Raw genomic sequence first — 18,815 nt, 5'->3', positions numbered from 1 at the left:
GATGTTTATAGGCTACTTTTTGACATATAAGCAATGGTTCTCGAACCAAATCGGCGATGCCTTTTCGAAGCTGGTCTTACAGATCGCCTTGCCCTGCAACATGTTTTTGACGATCACTAAAAATTTTTCCCGCTCGGAATTTCTCCATCTCGTTGGCGGAATGGTGATCCCGCTCCTGTCGATGCTGCTGACTTTTGCGATCAGCTTTATTTATCGGCGCGTCTTTCGAATTACACCTGCTCGCAAAGGAATCTTCTCAACGATGTTTACCTGCTCCAATACGATCTTTATCGGTTTGCCCATCAACTTGGCAATTTTTGGTGAACAGGCGGTGCCTTATGTCCTGCTCTATTACATCGTCAATACGACGATCTTTTGGACACTGGGTATTTACTTCATCGCTCGCGACAATCCTAAAATCGAACAGGCGACAGTCAACTTTCACCTAGTTCCGATCTTGAAGAAGATTTTTTCTCCGGCTTTACTGGGTTTCTTGATTGGCTTGTGTGCTGTGCTGATAAATTTCAATGTTCCCAATTCAATCGCGACCTTCTTAGACTATCTCGCGAATTTGACTACCCCGCTATCAATGTTTGTGATTGGCATCATTATTTACAATGTCGGGATCAAAAATCTGACACTAAACAAAGATATTATCGGTGTGATCGTGGGACGTTATGTCATTTCGCCTTTAATCGTTTGGCTCTTAGGTCAATGGATCAGCGTACCGCCTTTGATACTTTCCGTTTTCATTATTCAAGCTGCCATGCCAGTCCAAAACTCTGTGCCGATCTTGGCTCGCTCCTATGATGCCGATCAGCAATTTGCGGCTTCATCATTAGGCTATTCGGTTCTGCTTTATCTCGCCTATATTCCGCTATTATTGAAATTGATACTATAAAAGCCTTCGAGTGCAATCCACTCGAAGGCTTTCTTCTATTTTGTAATGATCTTATCAATACTTGCTAAAGCATTCGCCATCCGCGCAATGATCGCTAATTGATTCAAACGGTTATCGCGAATTTTTTCATCGTCTACCATGATCATCGTTTCATTGAAGTAACGTTCGATCACTGGACGCAGATTCGTCAAGGTTTGATAATTTTCGGCCATGCTTTGGTTCGCAAATTCATCTTCAGCTTCTTTGGCTGCAGCGTATAATTCCTTTTCGCTGTCATTTTCAAAGAGCTTAGGATCGACTTTGAAGTTGATCGTTGTCGGGTCCATCTTCTTCGTCAAGTTGATAACACGAGTCAATGCTTCCATCGCTTCTTTAAAGTGGTCATCGGTCAAATGCTGATCAAAGATTTGCGCTGTCTTGAAGACTTTGACCAAATCATCTTGGTGAGAATCCAATACCGCATCGATGATATCGTGACGGACATTGTACATTTGCAGACGTTGACGCATCCGGCCTTTGAAGAATTCGATAAATTCTTTTTGGTCGCGATTGAAATGAATCCCGTAATCTAAGACATCCTCGTTGATCGCATCCACGATTGCTCCTTGCATGTCGGTGAATGGGAAGGTCCAGCCTTGTGCTTCGACAATTCGTACGATCCCGTAAGTTTGACGACGCAATGCGTAAGGGTCATTTGAGCCGCTTGGGATCATGCCTACCGCGAAGAAGCCTAGTACGCTGTCAATCTTGTCGGCAATCGCTAGAACAGCACCAATCGCTGTTTTAGGCAATTCACCCTCAGATGAGATCGGCAGATAATGCTCACGGATCGCTGTAGCAACAGCTGGTTTTTCACCTTTCAATAGGGCATATTTTTCACCCATGATTCCTTGCAATTCAGGGAATTCCCCGACCATGTTCGTCACTAAATCAAATTTGTATATTTCAGACGCACGTTTCAAGTCAGCTAGTTCTTCGTCACTCAATTCCACTTGTCCGCCAATCACTTGACTGATTAAGCCAACCCGCTGCATTTTTTTATACATGCTGCCGATTTTTTCATGGAAGGTAACATTTTTTAGTTTTTCAACGCAGTCTTCGATGGATAATTTCTTATCTTCTTCAAAGAAGAACTCGCCATCTTCTAAACGTGCCGCTAAAACTTTTTGGTTTCCTTTAACCACATTATCCAACTTCACGCTGTTTCCGTTACGAACAGAGATAAAGTGGGGCAGCAGCATGCCTGCTTGGTTGCGTACTTCAAAGTAGCGTTGGTGTTCCTTCATGGAAGTAACCAAGACTTCTTCTGGGATGGATAAGAAGCGTTCTTCAAAATCACCGACAAATGCCGTCGGGTATTCCACTAGGTTCGTTACTTCCTCTAATAAATCAGGATCAAGATCGATCACCCAGTTATTTTTTTCCGCGATTTCTGCGATTTGTTCTTTGATCATTTGTTGACGTTTATGAGCATCCGCAATCACGAATTGCTCTTCCAGCTTCGCTTCGTATTCTCTTGGATCAGCTAATTCAACTTGGTCGCCTAGGAAACGATGTCCCTCTGTTGTCCGGCCAGTCGTAACATCCAATAACTCAAATGGAATCACTTCTTCATCCAGCAAAGCAACGATCCAATGAATCGGACGGATGTATTCGAACATCGTGTTGCCCCAATGCATCATAGTTGGGAAGTTCATGCTCTTCACTACATCTAACAGTCCGGTTAAAACTTCCTTGCTTTCTTTTCCATGAATGTATTTTGTCACATACACATATTCCACACCATTTAGCTCACGGAAAGTAATCGCGTCTGTCGTTAGGCCTTGCCCGCGGACAAATCCTTCCGCCGCTTTACTCCAGTTGCCTTCAGCGTCCAATGCGATTTTCTTCGCTGGGCCTTTAACTTCTTCTTGGACGTCATCTTGGCGATCTGGAATATTGGTCACCCGAATCGCTAACCGACGAGGTGTTGAGAAGGTTTCGATTGATTCGAAGGTTAAGCTGTTTTCTGCTAAAAATTTTGAGACTTTTTCTTCTAATTGTTTGATACTTAGCCAAACCACGTGGGCTGGCATTTCTTCTAAACCGATTTCTAATAGTAGATTTTTCGCCATCTTATTTGCCCTCCTGATTCAATAATGGGAAGCCTAGTTTTTCCCGTTCAGCCACGAAGATTTTCGCAACAGAGCGAGCCATGTTGCGGATTCGCGCCAAGTAGCCGGCACGTTCTGTTACTGAAACAGCCCCGCGTGCGTCTAGTAAGTTAAACGTATGGCTGCATTTTAAAATATAATCATAAGCTGGATGCACGAGATTTTCATCGATACAACGCTTCGCTTCTTTTTCAAATTTTTCAAAATTGTCTAGCAGCATTGCTTGATCACTTTCTTCAAAGGAATATTTTGAATGTTCATATTCCGGCTGTTTGAAGATTTCACCGTATTTAACACCGGCACTCCATTCCAAATCGTAGACACTGTCCACTTCTTGGATATAGGAAGCCAAGCGTTCCAATCCGTAAGTTAATTCAGAGGTTACTGGATGACATTGCAAGCCACCGACCTGTTGGAAATACGTGAACTGGGTGATCTCCATCCCATCTAGCCAAACTTCCCAACCAACACCGGCACAACCCATAGATGGATTTTCCCAGTTGTCCTCTACGAAACGAATGTCGTGCTCTAATGGATCAATTCCCAATAAACGCAAGCTGTCTAAATACAATTCTTGGATGTTTTTTGGTGAAGGCTTCATCACCACTTGGAATTGATGATGTTGATACAAACGGTTTGGATTCTCACCGTAACGTCCATCAGCCGGACGACGTGAAGGCTCCACGTAAGCGGCACTCCATGGTTCAGGTCCGATTGCCCGTAAAAAAGTATACGGACTCATCGTTCCCGCTCCTTTTTCTGTATCATACGCCTGCATCAGCAGACAGCCATTATCTGACCAAAATTTTTGTAACGTCAAAATCATTTCTTGCACAGTTAATTTGCTCATTCTTTTTCCTCCTGTTGTTTTTATGTAATTTTTTACTGGTGTCCTTCATAACTAAGTAAAACTGGAAGCTTGCAGGGCAGCTAGCTCATTTCGAGGCGATCCCACTAACCCGCACTGAAAGTATGGAACGGAACTCGCAGTCGACTTAAGAACTTAAGGATCATAAATTTTTTGCAAAATTTATCCTTGTCATCGTCGACATATCATCCAACCAAACCGTTTGTCACAATGTTCAATACAAAAAATCTATTAAACTTCTCAGCTGATACGAAACTGCGAAAAGTTGGACTGACAGCTAGCTCATTCAAAGGTATTCATTTTTCGAAAAACGTGAAAAATGAACCCGATCCTCACCACGCATACGATTCCACTAACCCGCTAAAGCGGGAAGTGGAACTCGCAAAAAAGTCCCCATGCCGAAAAGAATAATCGGCATAGGGACGTATCAACGCGGTTCCACCCTACTTCCAAGCAATTGCTTGGCAGCTTTAACTAAACGTGCTCACAAACGCCAACAAAATTTGTTTCCCTGCTTGGCTTCCACCGGCCCAAACTCGCTGTGATTTCCACAAATTTCTAAATTTGATCATCGCACCTATTCAACTTGGTTCTATAATAGCGACACCGAACCCCTTTTGTCAAATCTTTCTGTTATGCGAGTTACGCTTTTCACAGTTTTTATAGTATAAGATGTTTGATTAATACATTAGATCAATCTTACAGATAAGTCGTTTAGCGGAATCGTATGCGTACGAAAATAGATTTATTTTTCTGCTTTTAGAAAAATAAACTCCTTAAAAATGAGCTAGCTAAAAGGAACCGGCTGAAAAATACCATCCTTCAATTGCATCGTTTCTGTAAAACCGAGGGATTTTAATAATTCAACGGTCTCTGGAAAATGGCAGGTCAGCGTGGTCGTCTCATGACTATCACTTGTAATGATCACTGGACAGTCCCGCTTCTTCAACTGCTTCAGCAAAAATGGATTCGGATAAGGCGTCGTACGCCAGTTACGAGAAATCGCGCCAGTATTGATCTCCACCATGCCATCATAGGTTTGAATAATATCGACAACATCATTCAGCGCCTTCAAAGCGATCGCCTGATATTCTCCGCTGTCCTCATCCAACCAAGGATTTTTTTCATTAAATTTCGTGATCAAATCAAAATGACCGACGATCTTTGATTGATTCTGATGAATGTGCCGCACCACTGTATCATAAAAATCGCGTACCATCTGCAGCTTATCTCCCTGATACCACTCATCCAAAGTCTTCATTAGACTTTCCGGACTTTCATCGACACTGCGAAAAATGCCTTGACGCGGCGGAAAATAATGAACTGAGCCTACAGTATAATCATAGCCGTCAATCGGATCGGCACTGTAATAATCCCACTCAAGTCCTATGCTGATGTTTAATTGCCCTGCTAATTTTTCCTTTAATTCCCGCAAAGCCGTTTGATAAGCCACTTCATTTTTCACCCCAGGACAACTAGGATCAAAAAGTGCTGGTGAATGACAGGTAAAACCCAAATCCGTAAATCCTAAATCAATCGCAGCTTGCGCCATATCCTCCAAGGTATCTTTTCCATCACACCATGTGCTGTGAGTGTGGGCATTTGAATAAAACATCGCTGATTCCTCCTAATTCATTTCAGGGTGATCATTTTTCTAAAAACAACTCGACTCTTCTTATTGCATCCGTTCTTGCTTCACTTTTTTATCGACCACGTGACGGTTCGCTAGTTCTTGGCGTACTTCCGCCAAATCGATCCCCATCTCCACCATCAATACAAGAACATGATACGCTAAATCAGAAATTTCATAAACGGTTTCACTGCGATCTTCCTTCATAGCACCGATCACTACTTCAGTCGATTCTTCGCCGACCTTCTTCAAGATTTTTTCGACACCTTTTTCAAATAGATAGCTCGTATAGCTGCCTTCTTGCGGTGCTTCTTTGCGTCCCTTAACCAATTCATATAAGCTATCAATCGTTGCTTGCGCATCTTCTCCGAATAAAGTTTCGTTAAAGCAGCTTTCCGCACCCGTATGGCAAGCCGGACCATCTTTTTTTACCTTCGCAACTAGCGCATCCTGATCACAATCCAATTTTAATGACACAAGATGTTGATAATTCCCGCTAGTTTCGCCTTTACGCCATAATTCCTTGCGGCTGCGAGAATAGAAGGTCATCAATTGATCCTTCAAAGTCAATTCATAACTTTCTTGATTCATATACGCCAATGTCAGAACTTCATTGGTTTCGGCATCCTGTACGATCACCGGGATCAATCCCTGATCGTCAAATTTCAACTTTGTCATGCTGCACCTTCTTATTCATAATAATGGAACCATTTTTCTGATCACGCTAAAGCGTGAAGAAAAACTGAATCCTATACGATACGGACAGGAATATCTGCCGCCATCAATTGTCTTTTTAGATCCGGTATCTTTACTTCCCCATAATGGAAGATCGATGCCGCTAATCCTGCTTCGATCTTCGGCAGTTGGAACAAATCAATGAAATCTTCACTTTTTCCAGCACCGCCAGATGCCACGATCGGCAGTGTCGTGATCTCACTGACAGCTTTTAACAGCTCCAAATCAAAGCCTTGCTTCACACCATCGGTATCCATACTGTTGATAACAAGCTCGCCAGCGCCTAATTGTTCTCCCTGACGAATCCAATCCAGTGCTTCTAGGCCGGTATCTTCGCGCCCGCCCTTGGCAAAAACATGCCACTCTTCGCCGACACGACGAATATCTACTGATAAAACAACACACTGACTGCCATAGCGCTTCGCCCCTTCTTCAATCAGTTGAGGACGACGAATCGCACCAGAATTTACGCTGACCTTGTCCGCGCCGCAATTCAAAACTCGTTCAAAATCAGAAACTTCATTGATACCGCCGCCGACCGTCAAAGGGATAAACACCTCTGAGGCAACCCCCTTCAAAATATCGGTAAACAAGCCGCGTTCTTCCGCCGATGCCGTAATATCATAAAAGACCAATTCATCTGCACCCTGCTCATTGTAAAAACGAGCCAAAGTCACCGGATCATTGACATCTTTCAGACCAGCAAAATTCACACCCTTAACCACGCGTCCATCACGAACATCTAAACAGGGAACGATTCGTTTTGCGATCATTGGTCGTCACCTCCCGCTGTCAGAACCTCTTCCAGTTTCAAGCTGCCGCTGTATAATGATTTGCCGACAATCGCACCGGAAATACCTAATTCTTTTAATCCTTCGATATCTTTCAATGTTGCCACGCCGCCAGATGCCACGATCTCAACGTCTAATTGATTCAGCTTTTGATACAACGGCAAATTGATGCCTTCACCGGTCCCATCACGGGAAATTTCAGTAAAGATGATTGTTTTCGCGCCCCAAGCAGCTAATTGCTGGCAAAATTCAAACGCATCCGTCTCGGTTTTTTCCAGCCAGCCTTCGACTGCGACTTTTTCATCCTTGGCATCGACACCAATAGCGATCTTGCTGCCATATTTTTTCAGCATGGCTTGTGTGAAGTCGGGGTCCTTTTGAGCAATCGTTCCAAGAATCACACGATCGACACCTGCTGATAAGCAATGCTCGATCGTTTCCTCATCACGAATACCGCCGCCAACTTCTACAAATAAATTCGTATTCTCAACAATTTTTTTGGCAATTCCAAAATAGTGCAGCTTGCCAGCCTTGGCACCATCTAGGTCTACGAGATGCAAATACTTCGCGCCCGCTTTTTCAAAGGATTGCGCAAAAGCCACAGGATCGTCGCCAAATACTTCTTTTTGATCATAATCGCCCTGATACAGCCGAACCACTTTCTGGTCTAACAAATCGATTGCGGGAAAAATTTTCATACCGGCACCTCCGTAAATGCTTTTAAGATGTTCAAACCAACCTCGCCGCTTTTTTCTGGATGGAACTGAGTCCCAAAAACATTTTTATTTTGCACAATGCCTGGAATTGAGATCCCATATTCGCTGTCTGCAACTAAGTGTTCCTGACAATCCGTCGCGTAGTAACTGTGGACATAATAAACAAAATCATTTTCACCTAATGATTTTACCAGCGGACTGTCCGCTTTTTTCACGTCTAACTTATTCCAGCCGATCTGCGGGACTTTTAGATCAATATTCGCTTGATCGAAGGCTTCCCGCATCGAAACAATTCGTCCGGGAATCAGCCCAAGTCCGGGATGCTCACCGAATTCCTCGCTTTTATCAAATAGGAGCTGCATTCCTAAACAAATTCCTAAAAAGGGTTTGCCGGAAGCCGCCAGCTCCTGAATCGGTTCGACCAGTGATAATTCCTCCAGCTTTTTTCGTGCGTCGCCAAACGCCCCGACACCCGGCAAGATAATCCGGTCCGCTGACTTCAACTCATCTAACGAGCGTGTAACTTGGCACTCCACGCCGAGATATTCCAGCGAGCGCGACAGGCTGAATAGATTCCCGACACCATAATCAATAATTGCTAGCATAGCTGACCTCCTCCATCTACTTCGTTTTATAGTGATTATTTTTCTAAGGAAAAATAAAATTGATTCTCATTACAAAAGCAGAACCAGCCTAATTTATCGTGCCTTTTGTTGATGGAATCTCGTCTGGAGCAAGCTGATTGATCGCCACCGCTTCACCTAATGCACGGCCAAAGCCTTTGAAGCAGGCTTCCACGATATGGTGACTATTTTTACCAGCGATTTGGTGTAAATGAATCGTAGCTCCTAATTCACGAGCAAAGGCAATGAAAAACTCCTCCACTAATTCAGTATCAAACTGCTGTCCGATTTTTTCAGTGGGAATATCCAGCTCAACCACCGCCATACCGCGGCCGCTGATATCGATAGCCGTCATGACCAGCGCTTCATCCATCGGTAACAAAAAGCTGCCATAACGTTTGATTCCCCGACGATCGCCTAAACAGTCAGAAAAGGCCCGACCGATCGCAATCGCGATGTCCTCAGTAGTATGATGAGCATCCACTTCAATATCTCCATCACAAACTAAATCGATATCAAAACGTCCATGGCGAACGAAAAGCTCCAGCATGTGATCTAAAAAGCCTACACCGGTCTTGATCGTTTGTTGTCCTGTCCCATCGACTGTCAAACTCAGCTGAATCTTTGTTTCGGATGTATTGCGTCTCACTTCCGCTTTTCTCATGCTTCCACCTCTTCTAATATAGTTTTCAGAGCAGCCACTAATTGTTCCATTTGTTCCTGTGTCCCTACGGTGATTCGTAAATAATCCTTCGTTCGGAGCTGGTTAAACCAGCGTGCCAAAATTTTCTTTTCCCTTAAAGCCGTGAATAATTTTTCCCCAGTAATTTTCGGATGCTTCGCGAATAAGAAATTTCCTTGGCTGTCCGTTTGCTCAAACCCCAGCTTAGTCAGCTCCTGCTTGCTCCATTCTCGGACATTGATCGTCTCTTGAATCTTTTGATCCACATACTCCTGCTCTTGCAGCACAGCGCCGCCTGCTGCTTGCGTCAAGCTATTGACGTTGTATGGATTCAGACTAAAGCGCAAACGATTCAAGTCCGCGATCAATTCAGTATTGCCGACACCAAAGCCTAAACGTGCCCCGGCCAATTGGCGGGATTTTGAAAAGGTGCCGACGACTAATAAATTTTTATATTGATCGATTAAAGAAACCATTGATTTTCCGCCAAAATCGATATACGCCTCATCCACTACCACTAAGCGGTCAGGATGACGTTTTAAAAAGTCGCAAATTTCTTCTTGCGGCAGATAGATTCCTGTTGGTGCATTAGGATTTGCAAAAATCACCGTGCCCTTTAATTCCTCATACTTCGCTAATTCCAGTGAAAAATTTTCTTTCAATGGAACAACTGTTGCATCGACTTGATAGAGTCCGCTATAGACTTGATAAAAGCCATAAGTCACATCAGGAAACGCGATGCCTTTTTCCGTAAAGCCTTGAAAAATGTACGATAATACTTCATCGCTGCCATTGCCTAGAAACAGCTGGTCTTGCTTCACCCCTAAATATTGAGCTAAAGGCTTTGCTACAACCTCAACGGCAATATCCGAATAGCGATTCAATTTTTTCGAAGCTTCCGCCACTGCTGCCTCCACGCCCGGTGCTGGCGGATAAGGACTTTCATTGGTATTTAATTTGATGTATTCCTGTTCATCCACTTGTTCGCCTGGTGTATAAGGAGTCAAATCCTGATATTTTTGATTTAAAAATGTCATGCATCTTCACCTCTTCGTACTTTCATCGACCGCGCGTGTCCCATCAGATCTTCTGTTTCCGCAAAGAGCTCCACTGCGGGACCTACTGCTTTCATCGCTTCTTCTGTGTAATAAAGGTAACTGCTCTTCTTAATGAAGTCATCCACAGACAGCGGTGAATAGAACCGGGCTGTGCCTTCTGTCGGCAAGGTATGGTTCGGTCCGGCAAAATAATCCCCTAAAACTTCTGGTGTATGATGCCCCAAAAAGACACTGCCGGCATTTTCAACTTTTCCTAATAAAGCAAACGGCTCTGCAACCGATAGTTCAAGATGCTCCGGTGCAATTTGGTTAGCGATTGAGATGGCCTCGGTCAAATCTTTAACTAAAATAATTTTGCCATTGTTTTCGATAGCAGCTGCCGCAATTTCTTCTCGCGGCAACTCGGCTAATTGCTGTGCTACTTCTGCCTGAACTTTTTCAATCAAGGATTCCTCTGTCGTCACAAGAATGGCTTGAGCTAATTTATCATGCTCTGCCTGTGCCAGCAGATCAGCAGCGATCCAGCGCGGATTGGCACTGTGATCTGCCACGATCAAAACATCGCTGGGCCCTGCGATCATATCGATATCGACTGTTCCGTAGACCATCTTTTTAGCAGTCGCCACATAAATATTTCCCGGTCCTACGATTTTATCTACTTTTGGAATCGTCTCTGTTCCATAGGCAAGTGCGGCTACTCCGTGAGCTCCGCCAACTTTATAAATCTCATCTACTCCAGCAATCGAAGCCGCAGCTAAGATCGCAGCAGGAACATTTCCTTCACTATCTGTCGGTGTGATCATGACGATTTTTTTGACCCCAGCGATTTTGGCTGGCAGCACATCCATCAAGACCGTACTAGGATAGGCCGCAGTTCCGCCGGGTACATAAACACCCACTCGAGCTAAAGGAATAATCCGCTGCCCCGTTACAACGCCACGTTCCTCAGTGGAAACAAATCCCTGACGAACTTGTTTTTGGTGAAAGGCCAAAATATTTTCCTTCGCCTGCTCCATTACTGTTAACAATTCTGGTGCGACAGCCTTCAATGCTGCATTGATCTCAGTCTGGCTGACCGCTAAGGAATCCAGCTTGACATGATCGATTTCTTCTATTAATTGATAAAGCGCCTGATCACCATCTGTTTGTACGCGCTCAATAATTTTGGTTACAACAGCAGAAACATCTGCGGTCTCAGAATACTTTCGTGCTAAAATATCGGCTAATTGATCCTTTTTGGTTGAATAAACTCTCATAGCTGCTTCCTCACCTTCTCGATCACCTTTTGAATTCGCTCTTGTTTAAAGCGCCACGTTGCATGATTGATAATCAAGCGGGCCGAAGACGGCGCGATGTCTTGAATAACCTTCAAATCATTTTCTTTTAAGGTAGTGCCCGTTTCGACAATATCGACGATCACATCCGACAAGCCTAACAAAGGAGCCAACTCGATGGAACCATGTAAATGGATCAATTCTACCGAACGACCCAAACCTTCATAAAATTCGCGGGTAATTTGCGGATATTTTGTCGATACTCGTAGTGGTCGAGAAAAATCCTCTTCAAAATCATTGTGAGCCGCCACTGCTAAACGGCATTCGCCCATATGCAAATCTAGAAATTCAATGACTTCTGCTTTGCTCTCCAATAAAATATCTTTACCTACCACACCGATATCAGCAGCACCGTGCTCCACGTAGATCGCCACATCACTAGGCTTCACTAAGAAGAAGCGCAGCTTATTTTCTTCATCGCAAAAAATCAGCTTGCGATTTTCTTCAAAAATACCTTCCGCTGCTACACCAGCTTTAGTGAACAACTCATAAACCGCGTCACCCATCCGCCCTTTAGGCAAAGCAACATTTAAATATTCCAAACTTTCTGAATCAACTGGAAGCTTTTGACCAACGTGATTCAGCTTCATCCCGAAACCGATCGCTCCTTGATCCTTTCCTTGGCGACTCATTAGGCGATCGTAGCGTCCACCATAAAGAATCGTCTCCCGTGCTTCCTTAATGAAGCCTTGGAATAAAAGCCCACTGTAGTAATCCGCATCATTTACAATTGAAAAATCAAGACGCAGACGAATTTTTTCAGATAGATTTTCCTCCTGCAACGCTTTATACAGCTGTTTTAACTCTTCTAACCCCGCTTGTGCCTTCGGATAGTCAGCCAACAAAACTTTTGCCCGCTGATACTTCGTCTCAAAATCACCGGATAACCGAACCAATTTTGCTAAGTTTTCCGACTCTTCCTGTGATAATCCCGCCTTAGCGGTAAGCTCATCCATCCCATGAGAACTCTTATCCCGCAAACAGTCCAAAACTTTTTGGCGATCCTCTTCTGGAAAACGATCACAAATACCGTTTAAAATTCCCATATGCGAAAGATCCAAAGTTCCTTCACCAACCTGAGCCAAACTCTCCCAAGCCAGCTTCAACACTTCCAGTTGATCTTCCCATGTGATCTCATCAATAATCTCTAAACCGATTTGATAGATTTTTTGATACTCGCCCGCTTGGCGATCATGACGATACACATCTTCTACATAATAAACTTTCCGCGCTTCTCCAGCCGGTGTATTTTTAGCGATCGACAACGTCACATCCGGTTTCAATGCCATTGTCCGTCCGTCATTTCCTGTAAAAGTAATAATGGAAGAACTCCGCAAAAAATTATAGCTTTGCTGATAGTTGCCATATTCTTCAAAGTTATTTAAGTGATAAGGGTGAAAATGATGCTGAGTATACAACTTTCTTAACTTCAATTCGATCTGTTCTTCGGGTCTCAGTACTTCCCATAATTCTTCCACACTATCACTCCTCGTTTTAATATCACTATTTTTCAAAAAAAATTAAAAATTGCTCCTATTCAGCCAATTGCGCGAACCTTCAAAGCTGGAACTTCTCTAATCAATTTAATGAAAAATAAATTAGTGTTTTCTAAACATATTAATCATTTTATCATAAATATGCAATGGTAATCTGTGAAAGAATACACTTTTTTGGTAAAAGTCAGAAAAGAAAAAAAGGCTCCGCCTTCCCTGATTCTTAAAAATTTTTTTAGAACATAATTCATTTTCTGCTATACTTTTAGATACAGTTAACGATCAACTAGGAAATCACTACGCAGAGGAGAGTAAGATGTTAAAAAAACTGAAAACAATCGATAACCTTCTATTGGCTCTAATCATAGCGATCGGCTCCCTTTTGTTTAATTGGGGTCGTGACATCTATTCAAACGGCTGGTCACTTGAAACCTTCTTCAATATCGCCAATATTCTATTATTCCTACTGACTTCTTACTCTATTGAATCTAAGACTCGATTGAGCACAACGACACGAGGACTTTTTTATTTCTCTTACTTTTTTATTGTTGGTACATTTGCTTCTGTGGTCATTTCCAAGAACCCTATCAATGGGCAAATGCTCTTTATTTATCTGTTCCTATCCTTCATCGGCAGTCTTATCTGGCAGTTCATTTGTAAAAAATTAAAGACAAAAAAATAAACTACAGCACCGATAAGGTTTTGCAGTTTATTCTTTGTCTCTTGGTTTTAACACATCTTGCCATTCGCCCATTTGATCAATGAACTTCTTACTCTTTAGATGCAGACCAATATATTCTTCATATAATTGATCCAGCGTTTGACGGATCGTCTTTTTCGTTTCAGGCTTCAAATTGATCGTGTTGATATTCTCATAAGTAATGCTGTTAAACATCCGAAGAAAATAGATTGCCCGTGGATCAGCATGATAGCGGTGCTCATCCAAATGCCAATGCTCTTCACACAGAATGCCATTATACTTCGATGAAAAATCAAAGGCCCCTGTTTTCTTTCCGCATACACCACACGCCTGCCAATTTAAAGAAACACCAAAGCGCTGCATAATCTGGATTTCGAAGATATTCATGATCGTTTCACCATCGGCACCCTCATTCATTCGCTGCAATGCCTCGCGCGTAAATCCATACAAAGCAGGATCATACACATGGTCTTCGATCGCCGCATCAGTCAATCCCAAAATATAAGAACCATATGCATTCAAAAAAATATCCTCTTGAAGTTTTCGCAAAGGATGGATTTCTTTTGCACTATTCAAAAATGATAGACCATCTGTTTTTAAATTGCCGATGAAGACCGCTTCAGTAAATGGCTGAACTGCTGTCTGTAATGGATTATTTGCCCGATGAATGCCCTTAGCAAAAAACATCACCTTACCAGCAGATTCGGTAAAGATTTTGATTAACTTGTCTTTTTCTTTATAATCTCGACTAAACAAGATGATTCCTTTTGTTTCACCAATTTGTGCCAAGCAGCTCACCTCCTATTTAGCTAGCTCATTATTAAAGATTACATTTTTCGTACATCCCATCGTACTATAGGGTTTGCTCAATAACTGGTTTTTATTCTACTTCTCACTCTTTAATTCAGCGAAAAGTTCGACTGGCAGCTAACTCTTGTTAGTGGAATCATTTTTCGAAAACCGCGAAAAATGGTTTATCTTCGTACGCATATCATCGAACTAAAGCGCATGTCTCTTATTCTTTTTTAGATAATTGTTTCACTTCTCACTCTTTGATACTGCGAAAAGCTCGACTGGCAGCTAACTCTTGTTAACAAAAAGCTTCACGAAAGAATCGCGAAGCTTTGTTTCTTTTCTAATAGTCATCTTTGCGGTAGCCGTAATCTTGCAGATACGTTTGTTTATCGCGCCAGTCTTTTTGAACCTTGACCCAAAGCTCTAAATAAACTTTATCCGCTAAAAGCGTCTCGATATCTTTGCGGGCTTGGGTGCCGATATTTTTCAGCATCTTGCCGCCTTTACCGATGATGATGCCTTTTTGACTTGTCCGCTCCACAATGATCGTTGCTTGGATATGAACCTTGTCATTTTCATCCCGCTTCATTGATTCCGTTACAACGGCTACAGAATGCGGTACTTCGTCACGAGTTAAGCTCAAGACTTTTTCCCGAATTAATTCAGATACGATAAAGTATTCCGGATGATCCGTAATTTGATCGTCGGGGAAATATTGTGGTCCCTCATCCATTTGATCCACTAAAACTTCTAATAAATGCTCGACATTATTGCCTTCAGTCGCTGAGATTGGGATGATCTCTTTAAACTCCATAATCGTACGATAATCATCGATGATCGCCAAAAGTTCATCGGGATGAATTGTATCAATCTTGTTGATTACTAAGTAGACTGGAACTTCTTGTTTGCTTAAACGTTCTAAGATAAAGTCATCACCGCGTCCGCGCTTTTGATCCGCGCTGATCATGAAGATAATCGAATCAACTTCTCTTAATGCACTGTAAGCCATCTCCACCATATAATCGCCTAAACGATGCTTTGGTTTATGAATCCCGGGTGTGTCGATAAAGACAATTTGGGCTTCTGGTGTCGTATAAACACCCTGAATTTTATTTCTAGTGGTTTGTGCTTTATCACTCATAATGGCGATTTTTTGCCCCACGATGCGATTTAGCAGCGTCGATTTTCCAACATTAGGTCGACCAACAATTGCCACAAATCCTGATTTATGTTCTGACATGAAAAATTCCTTTCTGAATCTTAAGCACTCATTTTCCTAAAAGAAAAAGCTCAATAATTTTTGGTAAAAAGATAATCACACCAACGATAACGGCAAACACCGAAGTCACTAGGACTGCACCGGCAGCCATATCTTTGATTTTTTTTCCAATTGGGTGAAAATGGCAGTCCGTTACCATATCAACTACATTTTCAAATACCGTATTGATAATTTCCACGATCCAGACTAAAAAGACTGCTAGAAAAATCCAAAGCCATTCAAGCACGGATACCCCCAATAAGAACGCCACAAGAATTGCCATCAGGCCAAAGACCACATGAGCACGCATATTGCGTTCCTCTTGAAAGACCGTCTTGATTCCTTGAATTGCAAATTCTAAAGACGTGATAAAATGTTTATTTTTTTCTGTTTTATCTTTTAAGTCCATAGGCATCTAATATCTCTTTCTGTAGACCAAACATCTCTTTTTCATCCTCAGGTGTCATATGGTCGTACCCATTGATATGCAAAAAGCCATGTACGGCTAGAAAACCTAATTCGCGACCAAAACTATGCCCGTATTCTTCTGCTTGTTCACGAGCACGTTCCGTTGAGATCATAATATCGCCGAGATTGCGCGGCATCGGATCTTCCTCGTCCATAATAATCGGAACTTCATCCTCACCTTCTTCTTCCAATGCAAAACTGATTACATCGGTCGGTGCGTCTTTGCCGCGATAATCGCGGTTAATGACTTGGATCGCCGCGTTGTCCATAAAAGTGACAGACATCTCTGTATCCTTTGGCAGTTCTAAATAATTGGCAGCAAATTGCAGGACACCATCGATTTCTTGTATCTTTTCGTCAGAGACTTGCTCTGTTTCGTCAATAAAAGTAATATCCATTACTCTTCCCCTTTTTTCTCTTGCTCTTCTTTCATCTTTTCCGCCTCTGACTGCATTCGCGGATATTTGATCCGTGAATGGAAGGTCGAGCTCAAGCCGCTGATCAATGATTTTTCAACGATTCGAATTTCTTTTAAGGTCAATCCAGAATCATCTAACTGACCATCGTTGATCCGTTCTTCGATCAAATTATGAACAAATTCAGTAATCTTATCGAGTGAAGGATGATCCATCGCCCTAACTGCCGCTTCACAGCTGTCCGCGATGTTCACAACACCAGCTTCACGGGTCTGCGGTTTAGGTCCGGGATAGCGGAATTCCGCTTCCGTCGTTTCAGGATTGCGTTCCTTTGCCTTAAAATAGAAGAATTTCATCAATGTTGTGCCATGATGCTGATAACAAATATCGATCACCATCTGAGGCATTTTATATTCCTTCAAAATCTTCGCACCTTCGATAACGTGACCGAAGATGATTTGTTTACTATCTTCTGGCAGTAAAAAGTTATGCGGATTTTCTGCACCAGTCGGCAGATTTTCCACAAAGAAATTCGCATGACGGATCTTACCGATATCGTGATAGTAGCACGCTACTCGAGTTAATAACGAACGACCGCCAATTTCCGCTACAGCGTTGGCACTCAAATTAGCCACCATCATCGAGTGGTGATACGTTCCGGGTGCCTTTTCAAGTAATTCCTTCAGCAGCGGATGGTTTGGATTACTTAGTTCATTTAACGTAATCACACCGCTATCTGTTACTAAAATTTCAATATATGGTTGAAGCCCCATCCCCATAATAAAGGATAAGATACTTGCCGCAAAAGCGCCAAGCAGCAGCCCCCATGTTTGCGAATCGGTAAAGGACATTCCTTGGTAAATACTTAAGATAAAGGACCAAGCAATCGGAAACGCCACGATCCACAGCATCGCTTGTTTCACCTGATCGGATAGCCGTTTTTGCTTGACCATTACCGCTAACGTGCCAGAAAAAAGATACGTCATCAAAATGACTGGCAGCATGTTTGTCCCAATCGCATTATAATAAATGAACAAAGCAAAGACTGTTTGGAAAACAGCCGACAATGCTCCGGCTCTTCGATTAACAAAAACGGTCAGGATCAACGGCATAAAGGCCGCTGGAAAGAATAGTGCCAAATTATTCGAAGACGTCCCTTGAAACGCCTGCATTATTTTCATAATGAAGACACCAATCGTCATCGTTGCACTATAAAATAGTATGAAACGCACACGCTGGAACTCAACTTCAAACTGCCGACTATAAAACCACAATAATACACCTTGCAAAACCGCCGCCAAAATCATCGCGATCATAGGAAAGATCGAAGTGCTCGAGCTGGTCAACCCCAACAATTTCAGCTTATTGATCGCATTAGCGTCGATTTGACTGCCTTCACGAACAATTACTTCCCCTTGATAGATCATTATTGGCTGCACAGAGTCACTAGCTTGTTCTTTTAGTTCATCTGTCCGCTTTTGATTTAAGGAATCATTGATAACGATTCCGACCTCTAATAAGTAACGCATCACTTGATTAGACTCTTCAGATAACCCTAAGCCTTGAATCTTATCAACAGCCTGCTGCTTGTATTCAGCCAGATCGCTTTGTCGAATCCGCTTAACCATCTGCTCATCTAATAATTTCAAACTTTCAGTTCCAACTTTTGTCAATTCTGTTGCGTTTAATTGAACCGCCGCTTGATAAAAGTCTTCAGGCAATTGCTGATAAAAAGTCACTGCATCTTGATCTAAACCTTCAAAATTCTTTTTAACTGCCGCAACACGCTCATCAACTGTCGGCTGAGGAACTTTTTCACCATCTTTGGCTTGAGAAACTTTTGTTTGATAATTTTTATCTAAATCGTTATTAGCCTTTTGGATCAATGTGATCAATTGGCTGATTCGATCATGCTGTGTTTGTGCCAAATCGGCTTGATACGTATATTCAGGCGTAACTGCCTCTGCAGCAAGCTGCCGCTTTTGAGTTGTCTCAGCCTTATTTTCAATCGTTTTATTTGCACGAATACTTTCAGTCGCGACTTGACCTTCTTTATAATCCACACTTTTTTGGATGACACTAGAAAGCATCGTCAAAACCAAAACAAGTGAAAAGACACCTAAAATGATCGGTATAAATTTTGAACCTAACTTCTTCAGCAAGTTATTGATGGGTCGATTTAACATCCAATTCC

18 protein-coding genes are annotated in these 18,815 nt (G+C 42.5%); 2 read left to right on the top strand and 16 right to left on the bottom strand.

Annotated features, from left to right (window positions below; all coding sequences use genetic code 11):
• Position 1: 1 nt before the first annotated feature.
• Positions 2-901, top strand: a complete 900-nt coding sequence (locus A5875_RS00760; RefSeq protein ID WP_088931841.1) for an AEC family transporter — start codon at positions 2-4, stop codon at positions 899-901.
• A 35-nt stretch (positions 902-936) separates the two neighbouring features.
• Here the strand turns inward: A5875_RS00760 and glyS are convergent, their stop codons facing one another.
• From glyS to hisG, 11 genes are all read right to left on the bottom strand, one after another.
• Entirely contained in the window at positions 937-3,015 is a 2,079-nt protein-coding gene (gene glyS, locus A5875_RS00755) for a glycine--tRNA ligase subunit beta (protein ID WP_088931840.1), read from the bottom strand.
• Between the two features lies 1 nt (position 3,016).
• Positions 3,017-3,904, bottom strand: a complete 888-nt coding sequence (gene glyQ, locus A5875_RS00750) for a glycine--tRNA ligase subunit alpha (protein ID WP_088931839.1) — start codon at positions 3,902-3,904, stop codon at positions 3,017-3,019.
• Between the two features lie 805 nt (positions 3,905-4,709).
• Complete coding sequence (locus A5875_RS00745) at positions 4,710-5,537, bottom strand: histidinol-phosphatase (RefSeq protein WP_088931838.1); 828 nt, start codon at positions 5,535-5,537, stop codon at positions 4,710-4,712.
• A 60-nt stretch (positions 5,538-5,597) separates the two neighbouring features.
• Positions 5,598-6,230: a bifunctional phosphoribosyl-AMP cyclohydrolase/phosphoribosyl-ATP diphosphatase HisIE gene (gene hisIE / locus A5875_RS00740; protein ID WP_088931837.1), complete on the bottom strand. Its 633-nt coding sequence runs from the start codon at positions 6,228-6,230 to the stop codon at positions 5,598-5,600.
• Between the two features lie 71 nt (positions 6,231-6,301).
• A complete protein-coding gene (gene hisF / locus A5875_RS00735; RefSeq protein WP_088931836.1) occupies positions 6,302-7,060 on the bottom strand; it encodes an imidazole glycerol phosphate synthase subunit HisF in 759 nt (252 codons plus the stop codon).
• The gene (gene hisA, locus A5875_RS00730) at positions 7,057-7,776 is read right to left on the bottom strand and encodes a 1-(5-phosphoribosyl)-5-[(5-phosphoribosylamino)methylideneamino]imidazole-4-carboxamide isomerase (protein ID WP_088931835.1); all 720 of its coding nucleotides are present in this window, start codon (positions 7,774-7,776) and stop codon (positions 7,057-7,059) included. The genes hisF and hisA overlap by 4 nt, the downstream gene beginning before the upstream one ends.
• Entirely contained in the window at positions 7,773-8,399 is a 627-nt protein-coding gene (gene hisH, locus A5875_RS00725; protein WP_088931834.1) for an imidazole glycerol phosphate synthase subunit HisH, read from the bottom strand. The genes hisA and hisH overlap by 4 nt, the downstream gene beginning before the upstream one ends.
• Before the next feature lie 88 nt (positions 8,400-8,487).
• Complete coding sequence (gene hisB / locus A5875_RS00720) at positions 8,488-9,081, bottom strand: imidazoleglycerol-phosphate dehydratase HisB (protein WP_088931833.1); 594 nt, start codon at positions 9,079-9,081, stop codon at positions 8,488-8,490.
• The gene (hisC, locus tag A5875_RS00715) at positions 9,078-10,136 is read right to left on the bottom strand and encodes a histidinol-phosphate transaminase (RefSeq protein ID WP_088931832.1); all 1,059 of its coding nucleotides are present in this window, start codon (positions 10,134-10,136) and stop codon (positions 9,078-9,080) included. The genes hisB and hisC overlap by 4 nt, the downstream gene beginning before the upstream one ends.
• Positions 10,133-11,413, bottom strand: a complete 1,281-nt coding sequence (gene hisD, locus A5875_RS00710) for a histidinol dehydrogenase (protein WP_088931831.1) — start codon at positions 11,411-11,413, stop codon at positions 10,133-10,135. Before hisD ends, hisC begins: the two co-directional genes overlap by 4 nt.
• Positions 11,410-12,969: an ATP phosphoribosyltransferase gene (hisG, locus tag A5875_RS00705; RefSeq protein ID WP_088931830.1), complete on the bottom strand. Its 1,560-nt coding sequence runs from the start codon at positions 12,967-12,969 to the stop codon at positions 11,410-11,412. The genes hisD and hisG overlap by 4 nt, the downstream gene beginning before the upstream one ends.
• Positions 12,970-13,300: 331 nt before the next feature.
• Here hisG and A5875_RS00700 point away from each other — a divergent pair, with 331 nt between their 5' ends.
• The gene (locus tag A5875_RS00700) at positions 13,301-13,666 is read left to right on the top strand and encodes a hypothetical protein (protein WP_088931829.1); all 366 of its coding nucleotides are present in this window, start codon (positions 13,301-13,303) and stop codon (positions 13,664-13,666) included.
• 27 nt (positions 13,667-13,693) lie between these two features.
• On the opposite strand, the gene recO is transcribed toward A5875_RS00700, so the two are convergent.
• The 5 genes from recO to A5875_RS00675 form a co-directional block, all read right to left on the bottom strand.
• Entirely contained in the window at positions 13,694-14,473 is a 780-nt protein-coding gene (gene recO, locus A5875_RS00695; protein ID WP_088931828.1) for a DNA repair protein RecO, read from the bottom strand.
• Between the two features lie 346 nt (positions 14,474-14,819).
• A complete protein-coding gene (gene era, locus A5875_RS00690) occupies positions 14,820-15,719 on the bottom strand; it encodes a GTPase Era (RefSeq protein WP_088931827.1) in 900 nt (299 codons plus the stop codon).
• Between the two features lie 28 nt (positions 15,720-15,747).
• Positions 15,748-16,152, bottom strand: coding sequence for a diacylglycerol kinase family protein (locus A5875_RS00685; protein ID WP_088931826.1), 405 nt, complete (start codon positions 16,150-16,152; stop codon positions 15,748-15,750).
• On the bottom strand, positions 16,130-16,603 hold the full coding sequence (gene ybeY / locus A5875_RS00680; protein WP_088931825.1) for an rRNA maturation RNase YbeY: 474 nt from the start codon (positions 16,601-16,603) through the stop codon (positions 16,130-16,132). Before ybeY ends, A5875_RS00685 begins: the two co-directional genes overlap by 23 nt.
• Positions 16,603-18,807, bottom strand: a complete 2,205-nt coding sequence (locus A5875_RS00675) for an HD family phosphohydrolase (protein ID WP_088931824.1) — start codon at positions 18,805-18,807, stop codon at positions 16,603-16,605. Before A5875_RS00675 ends, ybeY begins: the two co-directional genes overlap by 1 nt.
• Positions 18,808-18,815 lie beyond the last annotated feature (8 nt).

The organism is Enterococcus sp. 3H8_DIV0648 (assembly GCF_002140655.1).
Classification (GTDB): Bacteria; Bacillota; Bacilli; order Lactobacillales; family Enterococcaceae; genus Enterococcus_A; species Enterococcus_A hulanensis.
The sequence above is the reverse complement of the archived record's forward strand: the minus strand, read 5'-3'. Positions and strand labels throughout refer to the sequence as shown.